Below are 16,152 nucleotides of genomic sequence, written 5' to 3' on the forward strand. Positions count from 1 at the left end.
GCCGCCACCACCACCGCGGTCACGGTCGCGGCCACGCCGGCCCTGGTCCTGTCGCCCGTAGGCGTTCTCCGGACGGCGCTGCTGCATGGCGAGCTCGCCGTCACCGGAGCCCGGCGACGACGCCACCTTGTGCTCGGGGCCCGTGGCCGACCGGCCGTAGATGTCGTACTGCTCGCGGTGGTAGTTCTGCTGCGCCTTGACCTGGATGGACTTGTTGTAGCGGTCCATCAGGTGCCGCAGCTCGTTGCGCTCCTCGCCCTGCAGCAGGCGCGCGACCTCCGCGTTGCAGTTGATGACGAGCGTGGAGTCCTTGTAGCCCGGCGCCTCGCGGCGGATCTCCCGGAAGATTTCGTACGCCACCGTGGTGGCCGTCTTCACGAAGCCCTTGCCGTCGCAGTACGGGCAGTCCTCGTGCAGCACGCGGCCGATGGACTCGCGCACGCGCTTGCGCGTCATCTCCACCAGGCCCAGCTCGGAGATGCGCAGCACGTTCGTCTTGGCCTTGTCGCGGCCCAGCGCTTCCTGCAGGGACTTGAAGACCTTGTCGCGGTTCTGCGCCTTCTCCATGTCGATGAAGTCGCAGATGATGATGCCGCCGATGTTGCGCAGCCGGAGCTGGTAGACGATCTCCTTGGCCGCCTCGACGTTGATCTTGGTGATGGTCTCCTCGAGGCTCTTCTTGCCGACGTAGCGGCCCGAGTTGACGTCGATGGCGGTGAGCGCCTCCGCCTGGTCGATGATGAGGTAGCCGCCGCTCTTCAGCCACACCTTGCGCTGGGTGGCGCGCTGCAGCTCCTGCTCGATGCCGTACGCGTCGAAGACGGGCTCGTCCGTCTCGTGCAGCACCACGCGGTCGCGCAGCGCCGGGTCCTGCGCGGTGACGAAGCCCTGGATGCGCTCGTACTCCTCCGCATCGTCCACGACGAGCTTCTCCACGTCGTGGGCGAACAGGTCGCGCGTGGCGCGCAGGATGAGGTCCAGGTCGGGGTGCAAGAGGCCCGGTCCGCCGCGCTTCTCGTTGCGGCGCACCACCTGGTTCCACACCTCGATGAGGAACCGGATGTCGCTCTCCAGCTTCTCCTGGGGAACGTTCTCCGCCACCGTGCGCACGATGAAGCCCGTGCCGGGCGGCCGCAGCCGGTCCACGATGTCGCGCAGCCGGCGGCGCTCCTTCTCGTTGGAGATGCGGCGGCTGATGCCCACGTGGTCCACCGTGGGCATGAACACCAGGTGACGGCCCGGGATGGAGATGTGCGAGGTGAGTCGCGCACCCTTGGTGCCGATGGGGTCCTTGGAGATCTGGACCACCACCTCCTGGCCGACCTTCAGCAGGTCTTCAATCTTGTCCGTCTTGCGCTGCTTGGGTTTCTCCTTGTCGTCGTCGCGCTTCTCGCGGCGGGGAGGGCCCTCCGGACGGCGCTTGTCCTTCTCCTTCTCCTTCTCCTTCTCACGTCCGTCACGGGCGCGCGGCTCGCGGGCCTCCCGGGCCTCGCGCGGCGTGCGGCGCTCGCCGGAGACCTCGCCCGGACGGGCGGACTCGGAGGGAGGAGGGGGGATGAGGTCGCCCAGGACGGCCGCGTGCGGCGGCGGCTCGGAGGCCCCGGTGAGGCCCGCGTCGCCCTGCATCCCGCTGCCCTCGGCGAGCGTGGCGACGGTGACGGTCTCCGCGTGCGTCTCCTGCACCACCGTCACGGGGGCCGCGTCCATGGGCTGGCCCACGTCCGACAGCGGCACCGCCACGGCGGCGGTGGACACCGTGAGCTGCGAATCCTCGACGACGGCCACGGCCTGGGAGGCTTCGGCCTCCACCGGCGCAGGGGGCTGCTCCTGCGCAGTGACGGGCTCGCTCACGGCCGGAGCGGCAGGGGACTCCAGCACGGGCTCCTGGTTGCCCTGGGCCTGGACGTCCAGCGCCAGCGCGGTGTCGTGCGCCAGCACCGGCTCCACGCTGACCGCGGCGACCTCCGTGCCCGCGGGGAGGGCGTGCGCGTGCGCGTCCTTCTCCGGGACCGTGGCCGCGGCCGCCTCGAGGGTGTCCGCCTCGGATTCGGTGGGGACCTCCGGGGCGTCCTCGTGCTCTCCCTCGGTCAGCTCGAACTGGGCGCGGGCGAAGTCGGGGTCGTAGACGACGTCGCTGACATACAGGAAGGCGGCCTTCTCCAACCCGATGTCGACAAAAGCCGCCTGCATGCCCGGGAGCACCCGGACGACACGGCCCTTGTAGATGTTTCCGACGACGCCCTTGTCCTTCTTACGCTCGAGGTAGAACTCCGCGATATGGCCGCCCTCGACGAGCGCCACCCGGGTCTCCCGACCCGCGGCATTGATGACGAGCACACTGCTCATGGATGAATCCTGGAAGCGCGCGCGGTAGGGAGGTCCTCACCGGACGGGGGGCGGCCAGAAGCCACACCTCCGAGCACGCTGCGAGGGGAGAGGCGGCTTGCGGCCCTCCGGCGTGTGGACGCCTTCCGGAAGACCCGGAGGGAGAACGCATCGCCTGGGTGAGGGCCGAGGACATCACCGCCTGCTCCTCCGAGTTCATGTCGCCCCGCATTGCGACCGGCACCGTGCCGGGCGGGGCTGCTTCTCTTCAAGCGCTCGAGGCCTCCACCACGCCCGTGCCGTCCGCCCCCTCTTCCACACCCGGTCGGTGCCCGTTCGTGGGCCACCTTGGGGGGGCGTCTGGGGGCCCCGGAGCAGCAGGGACGTCCGGAGGAGACCGGAAGCGCAACCCGTCGAAATTCATGCCTGGGCCTGATGTCCCGCCAACGCGGGGCGTCACACAAATACCCAGAAACACGGAGAGTTTTTCACGCCCCTCCAGGTGTGTAAAGGCAAGAAGCGCCCGTTCATCCACTGTCGGGCAGATGGCGCCGGGCCCCGCCGCCCGGACGGGGGCCGGGCGTCCAGGCCGTTTTCCGGCGCCTCAGGCCTGCGCCGGGGCCTGCTTGCGGCCCTCGGGCTTGTCCAGCCGCCCGCGCGGACGGCGCACCAGCCGCAGGGCCGTCCAGGCCTCGTCGATGACGCAGATCTTGTTGTCCACCAGCCCGATGTCGAGCGCCGCCTGGCGCACGAAGTCCTCGGACAGGACCGTCTTCACGCCCTCGCCCGTGGGCCAGCAGACCCAGATGCCGCCCGTGAGGGTGGTGGCGCGCGACAGCGCGGGCAGCCGCTGCACCAGCTCCGTGGCGTCGGTGGTGAAGAAGAGGATGACGTCCAGCCCCGTCTGGGCGGTGACGAGGAACTCCACCCCGTCCGGCAGCGGGTTGAGCTTCTGCACGAAGCCCCGCGGGGGGTTGATGACGGAGACCTTGGTGCCGGAGCGGATGCCCAGCATGGCGGCCAGGGAGGACAGCGCGTAGGGCGTCATGACGTGCGCTCCACGGTGAAGGTGCGGAATTCGCCCGTGGCCTCGCCGTCCGTGCGCGCCACGTCCGTGACGCGCGCCGTGCGGGGGCCCTCGTGGCACCAGCGGATGAATGCTTCCAGCGCGGCGGGTTCGCCTTCCACCGTGGCCTCCACGGAGCCGTCGCTCCGGTTTCGCACCCAGCCATGCAGGCCCAGGCGCAGGGCTTCGGCGCGGGAGTTCTCCCGGAAGGAGACTCCCTGGACCGTGCCCTGGATGCGCAGGGTCGCCCGGCGCTGGGTGCTCATGCTTCTGGCCTCATGCTCTGGCGGTCCCTTCTAGCATCTGCAGGAACGCCTGCTCATCCAGGATTCTTACCCCGAGTTCCTGCGCCTTCTTCAGCTTGCTCCCCGCGTCGTCTCCCGCCACCACGAAATCGGTCTTGCGCGAGACACTTCCGGCCACCTTGCCTCCCCGCCGTTCGATTTCCTCCTTGGCCTGCTCCCGCGCCAGCCCCGCCATCGTCCCGGTGAGCACCACCGTCTTGCCCACGAAGGGGCCGCCCGTGGCGACCTCCGGCGGCGCCGGCGTCACGCCCGCGTCCAGCAGGGCCTGGATGGTGGCCTGGTTCTGCGGCTCCTGGAAGAAGGTATGGATGACCTGCGCCATCACCGGGCCCACGTCCTTCACCCGGCTGATGTCCTCCAGGCTCGCGGTGAAGAGCGCCTTCACGTTCGGGAAGGCCTCCGCCAGCGCGCGCGCCGTGGAGTCACCCACGTGGCGGATGCCCAGGGAGTACAGGAAGCGGCGCTGGGTGGTGTGCCTGGACGCCGCGATGGAGGCGAGGATGTTCTCCGCGCTCTTCTCCCCCATGCGCTCCAGCTTCATCAGGGACTCCTTGGTGAGCGCGAAGAGGTCGGAGAACGTCTTCACCTGACCGGAGGCGACGAGCTGCGTGGCCAGCTTGTCCCCCAGCCCTTCGATGTCCAGCGCGAGCCGGCTGGCGAAGTGGCGCACCTTCTCCACGAGCTGCGCGGGGCAGGACGCGCCCGTGCAGCGGATGATGGCGCCGTCCTCGTCCTTCGCCGCCAGCGCGCCGCACACCGGGCAGTGCGTGGGGAAGGCGAAGGGCTGGGAGTCCGCCGGGCGCTTGGAGGGCACCACGGAGACGATCTCCGGAATCACGTCGCCCGCGCGGCGCACGAACACGGTGTCGCCCCGGCGCACGTCCTTGCGGCGCAGCTCGTCCTCGTTGTGCAGCGTGGCGCGCGACACCGTCACGCCGCCCACCTTCACCGGCTTCAGGTGCGCCACCGGCGTGAGCGCGCCCGTGCGGCCCACCTGGATGCCAATGTCCTGCACCTCCGTGGACTCCTCCTCCGGAGGGAACTTGTAGGCCACCGCCCAGCGCGGGCTCTTGGACACCTGGCCCAGGCGGCGACGCAGGTCCTCGTCGTCCACCTTCACCACCATGCCGTCCACCTCGAAGGGCAGGGCGTGGCGGCCCTTGAGGGACTCGTCGTAGCGCTGGCGGATGCCTTCGGCGCCGGCCGCGGGCTTGTAGTGGTTGACCGGCAGGCCGAGCGTCTTCAGGTACTCCAGCTTGTCCGTGTGCGTCTTGAACGTGGGCAGGCCGTCGCTGGGGCCGCACTCGTACAGGTAGATGGAGAGGGGACGGGCGGCGGTCTCCTTGGGATCCAGCTGGCGCAGGCTGCCCGCGGCGGCGTTGCGCGGGTTGGCGAAGAGCGACTCGCCCTCCTCCTCGCGCTTCTCGTTGAGCTTGCGGAAGTCCTCCTTGCGGATGAAGACCTCGCCGCGGACCTCCAGCCGCTTCGGCACCTTCACGCCGTCGTTCGGGAACAGCTCCAGGGGCAGGCTCTTGATGGTGCGCAGGTTGGACGTGACGTCCTCGCCGGTGGTGCCGTCACCCCGGGTGGCGCCCAGGACGAAGCGGCCGTCCTCGTACCGCAACGCGATGGCCAGGCCGTCCAGCTTGGGCTCGCACACGAAGCCCACCTGCGTCAGGCCGGTGAGCTTGCGGATGCGCTCGTCGAACTCCTGCAGCCCCTCGTCGTCGAAGATGTTCGCGAGCGACAGCATCTGCGCGCTGTGCACCACCTGGCCGAAGTCCTCCACCGCCGCGCCGCCCACGCGCTGGGTGGGGGAGTCCGGCGTGGCGAGCTGGGGGTACTTCTCCTCCAGCCCCTGGAGCTCCCGCATCAGCGTGTCGTACTGCGCGTCGCTGATCTCCGGCGCGTCGAGCACGTAGTAGCGGTGGTTGTGGTGGGCGAGCTCCTGACGGAGCGCTCGCGCGCGGGCTTCGGCTTTCGAGAAGGTGTCCACGGGGCGGTGTCCTTACCCCAATTCGGCAGCGCGGCCAGGTTGCGCACGCCCCTCGTTGGAGGAGGAGCACTCTAGTCGGACCACCTGACAGGACTGCTCCCCGAGCAGCCCCCACGTCCTGGCCTCCTTCGCGCCTTCCCAACCTGACACGTAGGACTCCAGGGCCAGCGCCCGCTCCCCTGGACGGAGCCGCGACAGGCCGCACCCCCCGCCATGGGTTGGAATCCCCGCCGACCGCTGGGAAGGGGCACCCCGGGACACGTGTTCCAGGAAGCGGAGGTGCAGCAGGCACCCCGGTAGGCCCGAATTTCAGCTACATAGCGTATTCCCTGGTGGTGAAAGCCCCTCCCTCCAGTGCAACCCCCTGAAAAACGGGGCGGTGCAAGGCACGGATGCCTTGACAGCTCTGGAGGGGGTCAATAGTTTCCGGGGCGGTTCCTGACGCAGGGGTTCCCCCGCGTCGTCTCTTCCCAACCACAGGCCCACGCGCCCTCCGGTCCCGTTCAGGGACCCGGGTGGTGCTGCCCTCCTGGAAGGTGCTTCCGAGCGCCGCGCGGACGGACAACGTCCCGCGTACAGCCTGCCCGAGCCTTCGGGCGCTTCCCCCCCATTCCGTCTGCTGACTGTCATGGCCAAAGCCCGTTCCCCCCGAGAGAAGGTAGTCGCGCCCCCGTTCGTCGCCGCGGAGGAGAAGCCCCGCCGCAAGCGCGCGGCGGCGAAGGAGGCGGAGAAGCCCGCGCCGCGCTCACGCCGTGCGCCGGCCCGCCGGGAAGAGGCCCCCGTCGAGGAGGCCCTGGAGGTGGTCGCCGAGGCGCCCCGCCCGGTGCTCACGCCCATCTCCCGCCCCGTGCGCGACGACGAGCTCCAGGAGTTCCGCGCCGAGGAGACGACGTCGGATGACGCGGCTTCCGCGACGCCCGCCCCGCAGGAGTCCGCCGAGTCCCCCGCCATCACGGAGGTGGACCGCGACGGCGCGCCGATGCAGGTCATCAAGCTCAATGACCTGAAGCGGATGAAGATCATCGAGCTGGCGAAGATGGCCCAGGACGTGGGCGTCGAGGGCTACCAGGGCCTCAAGAAGCAGGACCTCATCTTCGCGCTGCTGGGTGGCATCGCGGACAAGCGCTTCGAGGTCCACGCCGAGGGCGTGCTGGAGCTCCTGAGCGACGGCTTCGGGTTCCTGCGCAGCTCGGACAGCGACTACCAGCCGTCCCCGGACGACATCTACGTGTCGCCGTCGCAGGTGCGCCGCTTCACGCTGCGCCCCGGCGACACGGTGACGGGCCCCATCCGCCAGCCCCGCGAGGGCGAGCGCTTCTTCGCGCTGCAGAAGGTGGACAAGGTCAACTTCGAGGACCCGATGTCGGACGCTGCGCGCGAGCGCATCCTGTTCGACAACCTCACGCCGCTGTATCCGACGCGCAAGCTCAAGCTGGAGCACGAGTCGTCGGAGATGACGACGCGCATCATCGACATGTTCTGCCCCATCGGCCTGGGCCAGCGCTGCCTCATCGTGGCGCCCCCGAAGGCCGGCAAGACGGTGCTGCTGCAGAACATCGCGCACGCCATCAGCCGCAACCACCCGGACGTCTACCTCATCGTGCTGCTGGTGGATGAGCGCCCGGAAGAAGTCACCGACATGGAGCGCAGCGTGCGCGGCGAGGTGGTCTCCTCCACCTTCGACGAGCCCGCCACGCGCCACGTGCAGGTGGCGGAGATGGTCATCGACAAGGCCAAGCGCCTCGTCGAACAGAAGTACGACGTGTGCATCCTGCTGGACTCCATCACCCGTCTGGCGCGCGCCTACAACACGGTGGTGCCGGCGTCCGGGAAGATCCTCTCCGGCGGCGTGGACGCCAACGCGCTCCACAAGCCCAAGCGCTTCTTCGGCGCCGCGCGCAACATCGAGGAGGGCGGCAGCCTCACCATCATCGGCACGGCCCTCATCGACACCGGCAGCCGCATGGATGAAGTGATTTTCGAAGAGTTCAAGGGCACGGGTAACTCCGAAATCGTCCTGGATCGGAAGTTGATGGAGAAGCGCATCTTCCCAACGCTCGACATCAACAAATCCGGCACGCGCAAGGAGGAGCTCCTCTTGTCGCAATCGGACCTGGTGCGCATTACGGCGTTGCGCCAGGTGCTCCACCCCTTCACCCCCATCGACGCGATGGAGTTCGTGCTCAAGCACATGCGTCCGACGGCGGCGAACGCGGAGTTCCTGGGCTCGATGAACCGGTAGTGTCTACCGGTCAAGGAGCTCCACCCATGCGTCGTCCCCGCTTCCTTCGTTCCTTCGCCCGCGCGGTCGCGGGCGTCACGCTGGGCCTGTTGGCGGGGTGCGACATCGGGGTGGAGGACCTGCCCATCGAAGACGCGCCGCCGGTGCTCTCCAGCGCGGTCTGCTACGACGACTCGGACTGCGTGGCGAGCGCGTGCTGTGGTGAGGGCAACGCCGTCACGCACGTTTCGGTGGGCCCCAACTGCGCCAACGTGCGGTGCGACGGGACCTGTCCTCCCGACAGCATCGACTGCGGCCGCTGCATCCCGGTGTGCCGCAACGCGCGCTGCGCTGGCGCCTGCCAGTAGCAGCGCGGTCGCCGCTGCCCGCGGCCTTCAGCCCGGAAGGGCCTGGGCCACGGGCGCCGAGGTTTCCTTCAACGGCAGCGTCACGCGGAACGTGGTGCCCCCGCCCGGCGTGTCCTCCACGTCGATGCGGCCCTGGTGCGCCTCCACCACCTGCCGTGACACCCAGAGCCCCAGCCCCAGGCCGCCGTAGTGGTGCGTGGACACGGCGCGCTCGAAGCGTCCGAAGATGCGCTCCCGGTCCTCCGGGCGGATGCCGATGCCCCGGTCCACCACGCTCAGGCGCACCACCTCGCCGTCCGGTTGCAGCGTCACGTCCACCGGCTTGCCCCGGCCGAACTTCAGCGCGTTGGACACCAGGTTGTGCACCACCTGCGAGATGCGGGATGGGTCGAAGGGGCCCATCACCGGTCCGTGCACGGTGACGGTGAGCTGCGTGCCCTCGCGGCGGGCCTCTTCCTCCGCGAAGCGCGTCACCTCCACCAGCAGCTCCGCCAGGTCCACGTCCGTGCGCGCGAGCTTCAGCCGGCCGCTGGTGATCTGCGACACGTCCATCAGCACGTCCACGAGCGTCGCCAGCCTGCGGATGAAGGACCGGGCCTGCTTCAGGCGCTCCAGCACCTTGGGCGGCGCGTCCCGGCCCAGCCCCCGCTCCACGAGCTCCAGGTGGAGCTGGAAGGCGGCCAGCGGCGTGCGCAGCTCGTGCGCCGCCACGGAGAGGAAGTCGTCGCGGGCGCGCAGCGCTTCGGAGAGCCCTTCGGACCGGGCCCGCTCGTCCGCCACCTCGCTGCGCATCCTCGCGAGCTTCAGGTTGGACGCGATGCGCGCCACCAGCTCCCCGGCGGAGAAGGGCTTCACCAGGTAGTCATCCGCCCCGGAGGCGAGCCCCTCCACGGTGGCCTGCTCGCCGGCCTTCGCGGACAACAGCAGGATGGGCAACTCGCGCGTCTGCGGCGCCGCGCGCAGCGCCCTGAGCAGGCCCACGCCGTCCAGGCGCGGCATCATCACGTCCGACAGCACCAGGTCCGGCGGATGGGCCAGCGCGGACTCCAGCGCCTTCTGGCCGTCCTTCACCGCCTCCACGTCGTAGTCGGTGGAGAGCACGCGCTGGATGTAGTCGCGCATGTCCCGGTTGTCGTCCGCGAGCAGGATGCGCGCGCGGGGCATGGGCTCCCGGGCGCGCGGCTCCTGCGGCGGCGCGGGAGCGTGAGCGTGGGAGGACTGCGTGAGCTCCTTCGGCGTGGGGCTCCACTGGAGTGCTTCCTGGACGTAGGCCGTCGTGGCCTCGCGCGCCGCGGAGCGCGGGTGGGGCGTGGCGCGGATCCGCTCCGGGGGCAGGTGTGCATGGCCCAGGGGCAGCTGGATGGTGAAGGTCGTGCCCTGGCCCTCCTGGCTCTTCACCGACACAGTGCCGCCGTGCAGCCGGGCGAACTCCTGCACCAGCGCGAGGCCGATGCCCGTGCCCTCGTGCGTGCGCGACGCGGTGCCCGGCACGCGGTGGAAGCGCTCGAAGAGGCGGGGCAACTCCGCCGAGGGGATGCCCGCGCCGGTGTCCTCGACCTCCAGCGACACCCACCGGCCGTGCTCGCGCAGGCGCAGCGTGACGCCGCCCTGGAGCGTGAACTTGAACGCGTTGGAGACCAGGTTGAGGACGATCTGCTCCCAGAGGTCCGGCGCCACGTACACGGGCTCCGACACGCGCGGGCAGTCCACCGTCAGCGTGAGGCCCGCGCGCTCCATCGCGGAGCGGAAGCTGCTCGCCGCGTCCGTCGTCAGCGCCGCCAGGTCCGCGGGCACGAAGCGCTCCTCCTTCGGGCCGGCCTCCAGGCGTGACAAATCCAGCAGCGCGTTCACCAGCTTGAGCAGGCGGCGCGCGTTGCGGTGCACGCGCTCCAGCTCCTTCCGGGCCTCGTCCGACAGCGGGCCCGCGCGCCCGGCGAGCAGGTCCTCGGTGGGCCCCAGCATCAGCGTGAGCGGCGTGCGGAATTCGTGGCTGACGTTGGCGAAGAACTCCGACTTGAGCCGGTCCAGCTCTCCCAGTTGCTCGTTCGCGGTGCGCAGCTGCTGGTTCGTCTCCTGGATCTGCTGGGCGCGTCGGAAGATCTCCCCCTCCATCTCGCCCGCGAGCGCCTGGAGCGCCGCGCGCTGGCGGCTCTGTTCGGCGTCCTGGTTCTTCAGCTGGATGAAGTCCGTCACGTCCTCGACGCGATGGATGAGGTAGCGCAGCGTCCCATCCCCGTCGAACACGGGCGAGTTCAGCGGGCTCCAGTACCGCACGTCGAACCCGCCGTCCGCCCCGGGCCGGGGGATGTCGTACTTCTGGACCGCCATCGCGTCCGGGGCGCCCGTCTTCACCACGCGCTCCAGGGACGCGCGCAGGTTGGTCACCCCGGTGGCCGTCGGGTCGTCGGGGTTGTCCGGGAAGACGTCGAAGATGTGGCGGCCGAGGATGGCCTCCCGCCGCGTCTGGGTGGCCCGCAGGTAGGCCTCCGTCACCGCGACGATGACGAACCCGGGCGTCAGCACCAGGTACGGATTGGGCGAGGCTTCGAACAGGGTCCGGAAGTCTGGGGCCTGTGGCGGGGTGGAGGTCATGACGCGCGGCCTCGGAAGACGAGGGGCGCGATGGATTAAGCACTCACTCCGGGGATGGCCAGGGGGAGGTGTCCGTCTCCCCCTGTTTTTTCACCGGTGGACGCTTGAGGGGCAAGAGCCCCACCCGCGGTCGGGGAATTCAGGCGGCCGGGGCGGCGTCCGAGGAGCTGACGGAGGCCGGGGTGGCGACGGTGACGCGCGGGGGCGGCTGGGCCTTGAGGCGCGCGTAGTCGAAGCAGGCCACGGCGATGGAGGCCACCGGCACGGCGAACAGCGCGCCCCACAGGCCGAAGAGCCGCTCGCCCGCGATGAGGGAGAAGGCCACCACCACGGGGTGGATCCGCGCGGCCTCGCCCATGATCTTCGGGTTGAGGAAGTACGCCTCCAGCGCGTGGATGCCGACGATCCACAACAGGAGCGCGAAGCCCTTCTGCACGCCGTCCGCCAGCGCGATGAGGACGATGGGCACCGAGCTGATGATGGTGCCGAAGATGGGGATGAGGCTGAAGAGCGTGGCGATGGTGGCCAGCAGGAAGGCGAACTTCACGCCGAACAGCAGCAGGCCCACCAGGGTGAGGCCGCCGTTGACGAGGCAGATGGTGAACTGGCCGCGCACCACGCCGGACAGCGACTGGTCGATGCGCGCCACCAGCGTCTTCGCATCGGGCAGGAACTCCGCGGGCACCAGCGTGCCGAAGTAGCGGCGGATGGCCTGCGCGTCGATGGAGAAGAACGCGGCGACCATCAGGATGAAGAACAGCATGAAGACGCCGGCCAGCACCTCGCCGACGATGCGGCGCGACACGTTGACGATGTCCGCCAGGTTCTCGCGCACCAGCGACGTGCCCCGCGCCACCGCGTCGGTGAGCATCTGCTCCAGGTCCAGCGCGAGGCTGAAGTTGCCGGAGGTGCCCGCCGCCGCGCCCTCCATGGCCCGGTCCGACAGGGCCACGGGGATGCCGTACACGTTGAGCCAGGTCTCCGCGCGTTGCGCGAGCGTCTGCACGTGCTCCGGCGTGAGCGCGCTGGCGAAGCCCGCCATCTCGCGGCTGACGCGCACCACCTCGCGGTAGAGCTGCGGCACCAGCGCGACGAAGAACAGGTACACCGCGAGGAAGAAGCCCGCGTAGATGAGCAGGATGGCCACCCACCGGGGTACGGAGCGGCCGCCCAGGTTCCACCGCGTGATGCGCGCCACCAGCGGCTGCACCAGGTACGCGATGAGCGCGGCCCCCGCGAAGGGCATCACCACCGAGCGCAGGGTGAAGAGCACCACCGCGATGGCCACCCACAACCCCGTGAGGAGGAGCAGGCGCTTGCGGCGTTCGTCGGGGGCGGAGGCATCCACGGGCTGCGACATGGGATGTCGGCTTAGGGCAGCAGGCTCCCTCCTGACAAGCTCCCGACGGAAAGCTTCTGGGAGGACGCCGCTCCTACGCCGCTGAAGCGTCCCGGGAGCACTCCGCGCGGGAGCAGGCGGGCGGCCGGCCCTTGAGCCCTACGCCCGGGGCGGCGGGAGCGGGGCGTCCATCCGGGCCTCCTCCAGCCGGGCTTCCAGCCGGTCCAGGCAGGTGCGCATCAGGGGGCGCTTGATGCGGCCCTGGGTAGCCTCGCCCAGGCCCAGCATCTGCTCGGTGAGCCAGCGGGTGAGGAAGAGCAGGGGGACGCGGTCGTCCGGGGACAGGCCCCGCTCCAGGTAGCGCTTGTTGCGCACATAGTCGTCGAAGGCGTCGAACTCGCGGGCCAGGTCCCAGCGCGCCAGGCGCAGGGCCTCCGTGTAGACGGCCGGGTCGGGGCGGCGGGTGACGTCCGTGAACAGCGGGGCGAACTCGCCCAGGGTGGCCGCATCCAGGTCCTGCACAGGCGGTGGCCATGCCTGGAGGTCCTTGGCGAGCAGCCGCGCCACCTCGTCCAGCAGGTGGTCCACGAGCGGGATGGGCTTGAGGTCGAAGAGGTGGTCCCAGCGCGAGGGCATGTGTCAGGGGCCAGAGGCGGCGGCCTGGGCCACCGGAAGGGGAGGGGGCGCATCGGACGTCATGGGCGCCGCTTCGTCAGCATAGCCCAGGGCCAGCTCGCGCTGGATGACCTCCCACACGGCCCGGCGGGTGAGCAGCTCGCCGTGGGCCACGCCGGACAGCTCCACGTTGAAGACGTTGGGCTGCCCGTCCACGTCCAGCACGGAGGAGGGGTACGTCGCGACGACGTCGTCGCGCGAGTAGATGGACGTGAGCCGCACGTGGCGGGGGAACGCGCCCTCGCCCAGCCTCTTGATGAAGGGGGACACGGGCGTGAGCTGCCACATGCTGCGGCTGAACCAGCCGAGCGTCGCGCACCCCAGGTACGCCATCCGCGTGCCCCGGTGCGGGGTGCCCAGGGTGATGAGGCTCTTCACGCGCGCGTCCCCGCCCAGCCGCTTCACGTAGTACGTGCCGATGAGGCCGCCCTTCGAGTGGCCGATGATGGTGAGCGGTCCCATCTCCGGGTGGCGCTCGTAGAGCCGGTCCACCTTGCCGCGCACCTTGCGCGCCAGCTCGTCGATGCGGTGCGTGTTGAAGCGGTCCATCGTGCCGCCCAGGTGGATGGACCAGACGCAGTAGCCCTCGCGGCGCAGGCGGTGCTCCAGCACCTCCAGCACGCGGCGGGTGCTGAAGAAGCCGTGCAGCAGCAGCACCGGCCGGGGACAGCGCTTGAAGTCCGTGCGGCGCACGACCTGGTTGCCGCGCGGATCCAGGTCCAGGTAGCTGGCCAGGTACTTCAGCTGACACCGCAGCTTCCGGTACTGCATCACGAACGGATTCATGGCCGCCCCTCACCGCGAGGCAAACCTAGGGAGCGCGCCTTGATGCGGCCCGGATCCGCGCCGGGCCTCTGTTCGCTTTCAGGCGGTGAAGTGTTCCAGGAAGTTCAGCAGCACCCGGTGCGCGAGCGGCGTGGGGGCGATGCCGGACAGGAGCCGGGGGACGAACTCGCCCGCGGGCACGCCCTTCTCCTGCGCCAGCGTGTCCAGCTTCTCCTCGCGGGCGAGGATGACCGCGCGCATGGCGTCCGTGGGCATCTCCGGGTGGAACTGCACGCCGCGCACGTTGGGGCGGAACGCGAGCGCCTGGTTCGCGGTGTTGGCGTTGCCCGCGAGCACCGTGGCGCCCTCGGGCAGGCGCGACACGATGTCCTCGTGGGTCGCCTGCACGGTGAAGCGCTCCGGCAGGTCGGCGAAGAGCGGATCCACGCGGCCTTCCTTTGACAGCGTCACCTCCACGGTGCCCGTCTCGCGGCCCTGGGGGTTCTTCGTCACCTTCCCGCCGTACTGTTCAGCGAGGAGCTGTTGGCCAAAGCACACCCCGAGCACGGGGATGCCCTGCTCGCCCGCCTCCACCATGAAGGCGCCGGCGCGCTCCATCCATGGCTCGCGCTGCGTCACCGACAGGGGGGAGCCCGTCATCATCACCGCGTCGTAGCCCCGCGCACTCTTCGGCAGGGGCGCTCCCTGGTGCACGGGGAGGATGTCGAAGCGGCGGTTGGACAGTCCGATGGTTTGCAGAAACCACCGGTCGTAGTCGCCCACCGACAGCCGCACGGACGCCGCGGCGTCGCCGGCTTTCAGCAGCAGGACGTTCTTCATGGGGGCAGCTTGCCGCGTCATGGACCCATTCCTACCGTGTCCTGCCGTCCGTGTCCGGTGCCCGCCACTTCACCTGGCTCGCGCGCCGTGCTCACCCGAGGCTTCGCCATGACCGACGCTCGTTCGCTCACTCCCAAGCTCCCTGTGCTCAAGCTGTTCATCGACGGGCAGCAGGTGGACCCCGTCGAAGGCGGCACCTTCGCGGTGACCAACCCCGCCACCGGGCAGAAGCTGTGCGACGTGCCCGCCGGCACCGCCGCCGACGTGGACCGCGCGGTGAAGGCCGCGCGCCGCGCCTTCGAGTCCGGACCCTGGGGGAAGATGACGGGCCGCGAGCGCGCGAAGCTCATCCGCAAGCTGGCGGACCTGCTCTACGAGCGCCGGGAGGAGTTCGCGCTCGTCGAGTCGTTGAACAACGGCAAGACCTTCAAGGACGCCATCCGGGGCGACGTGGCACCGGGCGCCGCGACGCTCGCGAACTTCGCCGACATGGCCAGCGGCATCCGGGGCGAGGTGCTGCCCGTGGACGGCCCCTTCCACACCTACGCGCTCAAGGAGCCGGTGGGCGTGGTGGGCGCCATCATCCCGTGGAACTACCCCACGTGCATGCTCGGCTGGAAGCTGGGCCCCGCGCTGGCCGCGGGCTGCACGGTGGTGGTGAAGCCGTCGGAGTACACGCCGCTCACCGCGCTGAAGCTGGGCGCGCTGGCGATGGAGGCGGGCTTCCCGCCGGGCGTCATCAACGTGGTGACGGGCCTGGGTGACCCCGCGGGCGAGGCCATCGCGCGGCACCCGGACGTGGACAAGATCTCCTTCACCGGCTCCGGCCGCACCGCGCGCCGGCTGCTCCAGGCGTCCGCCGCGAGCAACCTGAAGAAGCTGACCCTGGAACTGGGCGGCAAGAGCCCGCAGATCATCTACCCGGACGCGGACTTCGACCGCGCGGTGGACGCGTGCTTCTGGGGCATCTTCGGCAACAAGGGTGAGACGTGCAACGCGGGCAGCCGCGTGCTGGTGCACGAGGGCGCCTACGAGGCGTTCGTCGCGAAGCTCGCGGAGAAGGCCCGCGTGCTGAAGGTGGGCGACCCGCTGGACGCGACCACGGAGATGGGCGCGCTCGTCAGCCAGAAGCAGCTGGACACGGTGCTCGGCTACATCGAGAGCGGCAAGCAGCAGGGCGCGAAGCTGCTCGCGGGCGGTGGGCGTGACACGGAGGGCTTCAAGGCGAAGGGCTGCTTCGTGAAGCCCACCATCTTCGGCGACGTGAAGCCGGACATGAAGATCGCCCAGGAGGAGATCTTCGGGCCGGTGCTGAGCTGCCTGCGCTTCCGCGACGACGCGGAGGCCATGGCCCTGGCCAACGGCACGCCCTACGGCCTGGCCGCGGCCATCTGGACGGGCGACGTGGCCAAGGCGCACGCGCTGGCGAAGCAGGTGAAGAGCGGCGTGGTGTGGATCAACTGCTTCAACGAGTTCGACGATGCGGCGCCCTTCGGTGGCTACAAGGAATCCGGCTGGGGCAGGGACCTGTCCCACTTCGCGCTGGATGGCTACCTCCAGACGAAGGCCGTGTGGACGAAGCTGCCGTCGCCCTGAGGCGCGCGCCCGTTCCCACCCGACATCCCAAGCCTGAAATCCGAATGACGAAAAGGAAGGTCCC

Annotated in this window: 12 protein-coding genes; 3 read left to right on the top strand and 9 right to left on the bottom strand. The window is 70.0% G+C overall.

The window, feature by feature from the left end:
- The 4 genes from D7V97_RS14080 to ligA all read right to left on the bottom strand — a co-directional run.
- On the bottom strand, positions 1–2,346 hold a 2,346-nt coding region (locus D7V97_RS14080), incomplete at its 3' end, for an Rne/Rng family ribonuclease (RefSeq protein WP_120611147.1).
- 583 nt (positions 2,347–2,929) lie between these two features.
- On the bottom strand, positions 2,930–3,373 hold the full coding sequence (locus D7V97_RS14085) for a DUF3052 family protein (protein WP_120611148.1): 444 nt from the start codon (positions 3,371–3,373) through the stop codon (positions 2,930–2,932).
- Entirely contained in the window at positions 3,370–3,657 is a 288-nt protein-coding gene (locus tag D7V97_RS14090; protein WP_120611149.1) for an acylphosphatase, read from the bottom strand. The genes D7V97_RS14085 and D7V97_RS14090 overlap by 4 nt, the downstream gene beginning before the upstream one ends.
- Before the next feature lie 10 nt (positions 3,658–3,667).
- Complete coding sequence (ligA, locus tag D7V97_RS14095) at positions 3,668–5,692, bottom strand: NAD-dependent DNA ligase LigA (RefSeq protein WP_120611150.1); 2,025 nt, start codon at positions 5,690–5,692, stop codon at positions 3,668–3,670.
- 628 nt (positions 5,693–6,320) lie between these two features.
- On the opposite strand from ligA, the gene rho reads away from it, so the two are divergent.
- Together rho and D7V97_RS14105 are read left to right on the top strand one after the other, a co-directional pair.
- Positions 6,321–7,934 carry a transcription termination factor Rho gene (gene rho / locus D7V97_RS14100; protein ID WP_199728804.1) on the top strand — a complete coding sequence of 538 codons (1,614 nt, stop codon included), beginning with the start codon at positions 6,321–6,323 and terminating at the stop codon, positions 7,932–7,934.
- A 26-nt stretch (positions 7,935–7,960) separates the two neighbouring features.
- Positions 7,961–8,281: a hypothetical protein gene (locus D7V97_RS14105; RefSeq protein ID WP_120611151.1), complete on the top strand. Its 321-nt coding sequence runs from the start codon at positions 7,961–7,963 to the stop codon at positions 8,279–8,281.
- Between the two features lie 27 nt (positions 8,282–8,308).
- On the opposite strand, the gene D7V97_RS14110 is transcribed toward D7V97_RS14105, so the two are convergent.
- The 5 genes from D7V97_RS14110 to D7V97_RS14130 all read right to left on the bottom strand — a co-directional run bounded on the left by D7V97_RS14110 (position 8,309) and on the right by D7V97_RS14130 (position 14,513).
- Complete coding sequence (locus D7V97_RS14110; RefSeq protein ID WP_120611152.1) at positions 8,309–10,873, bottom strand: ATP-binding protein; 2,565 nt, start codon at positions 10,871–10,873, stop codon at positions 8,309–8,311.
- A gap of 139 nt (positions 10,874–11,012) precedes the next feature.
- A complete protein-coding gene (locus D7V97_RS14115) occupies positions 11,013–12,233 on the bottom strand; it encodes an AI-2E family transporter (protein ID WP_120611153.1) in 1,221 nt (406 codons plus the stop codon).
- A gap of 138 nt (positions 12,234–12,371) precedes the next feature.
- A complete protein-coding gene (locus D7V97_RS14120; RefSeq protein ID WP_120611154.1) occupies positions 12,372–12,848 on the bottom strand; it encodes a hypothetical protein in 477 nt (158 codons plus the stop codon).
- A 3-nt stretch (positions 12,849–12,851) separates the two neighbouring features.
- Positions 12,852–13,673, bottom strand: coding sequence for a triacylglycerol lipase (locus tag D7V97_RS14125; protein WP_120611155.1), 822 nt, complete (start codon positions 13,671–13,673; stop codon positions 12,852–12,854).
- A 78-nt stretch (positions 13,674–13,751) separates the two neighbouring features.
- Entirely contained in the window at positions 13,752–14,513 is a 762-nt protein-coding gene (locus tag D7V97_RS14130) for a glutamine amidotransferase (protein WP_233582779.1), read from the bottom strand.
- Positions 14,514–14,600: 87 nt separating this feature from the next.
- Here D7V97_RS14130 and D7V97_RS14135 point away from each other — a divergent pair, with 87 nt between their 5' ends.
- Entirely contained in the window at positions 14,601–16,088 is a 1,488-nt protein-coding gene (locus D7V97_RS14135) for an aldehyde dehydrogenase family protein (protein WP_120611157.1), read from the top strand.
- Positions 16,089–16,152 lie beyond the last annotated feature (64 nt).

Origin of the sequence: Corallococcus sp. CA053C, from assembly GCF_003611675.1 — a bacterium.
In the GTDB taxonomy this organism is placed as follows: domain Bacteria; phylum Myxococcota; class Myxococcia; order Myxococcales; family Myxococcaceae; genus Corallococcus.

What these genes read in the sequence shown, in the direction of transcription:
- D7V97_RS14125 (WP_120611155.1), bottom strand. Translation starts at nt 13,673, where the DNA reads ATGAATCCGTTCGTGATGCAGTACCGGAAGCTGCGGTGTCAGCTGAAG.
- D7V97_RS14115 (WP_120611153.1), bottom strand. Translation starts at nt 12,233, where the DNA reads ATGTCGCAGCCCGTGGATGCCTCCGCCCCCGACGAACGCCGCAAGCGC.
- D7V97_RS14105 (WP_120611151.1), top strand. Translation starts at nt 7,961, where the DNA reads ATGCGTCGTCCCCGCTTCCTTCGTTCCTTCGCCCGCGCGGTCGCGGGC.
- D7V97_RS14130 (WP_233582779.1), bottom strand. Translation starts at nt 14,513, where the DNA reads ATGACGCGGCAAGCTGCCCCCATGAAGAACGTCCTGCTGCTGAAAGCC.
- D7V97_RS14090 (WP_120611149.1), bottom strand. Translation starts at nt 3,657, where the DNA reads ATGAGCACCCAGCGCCGGGCGACCCTGCGCATCCAGGGCACGGTCCAG.
- D7V97_RS14085 (WP_120611148.1), bottom strand. Translation starts at nt 3,373, where the DNA reads ATGACGCCCTACGCGCTGTCCTCCCTGGCCGCCATGCTGGGCATCCGC.
- D7V97_RS14135 (WP_120611157.1), top strand. Translation starts at nt 14,601, where the DNA reads ATGACCGACGCTCGTTCGCTCACTCCCAAGCTCCCTGTGCTCAAGCTG.
- D7V97_RS14120 (WP_120611154.1), bottom strand. Translation starts at nt 12,848, where the DNA reads ATGCCCTCGCGCTGGGACCACCTCTTCGACCTCAAGCCCATCCCGCTC.
- D7V97_RS14110 (WP_120611152.1), bottom strand. Translation starts at nt 10,873, where the DNA reads ATGACCTCCACCCCGCCACAGGCCCCAGACTTCCGGACCCTGTTCGAA.
- rho (WP_199728804.1), top strand. Translation starts at nt 6,321, where the DNA reads ATGGCCAAAGCCCGTTCCCCCCGAGAGAAGGTAGTCGCGCCCCCGTTC.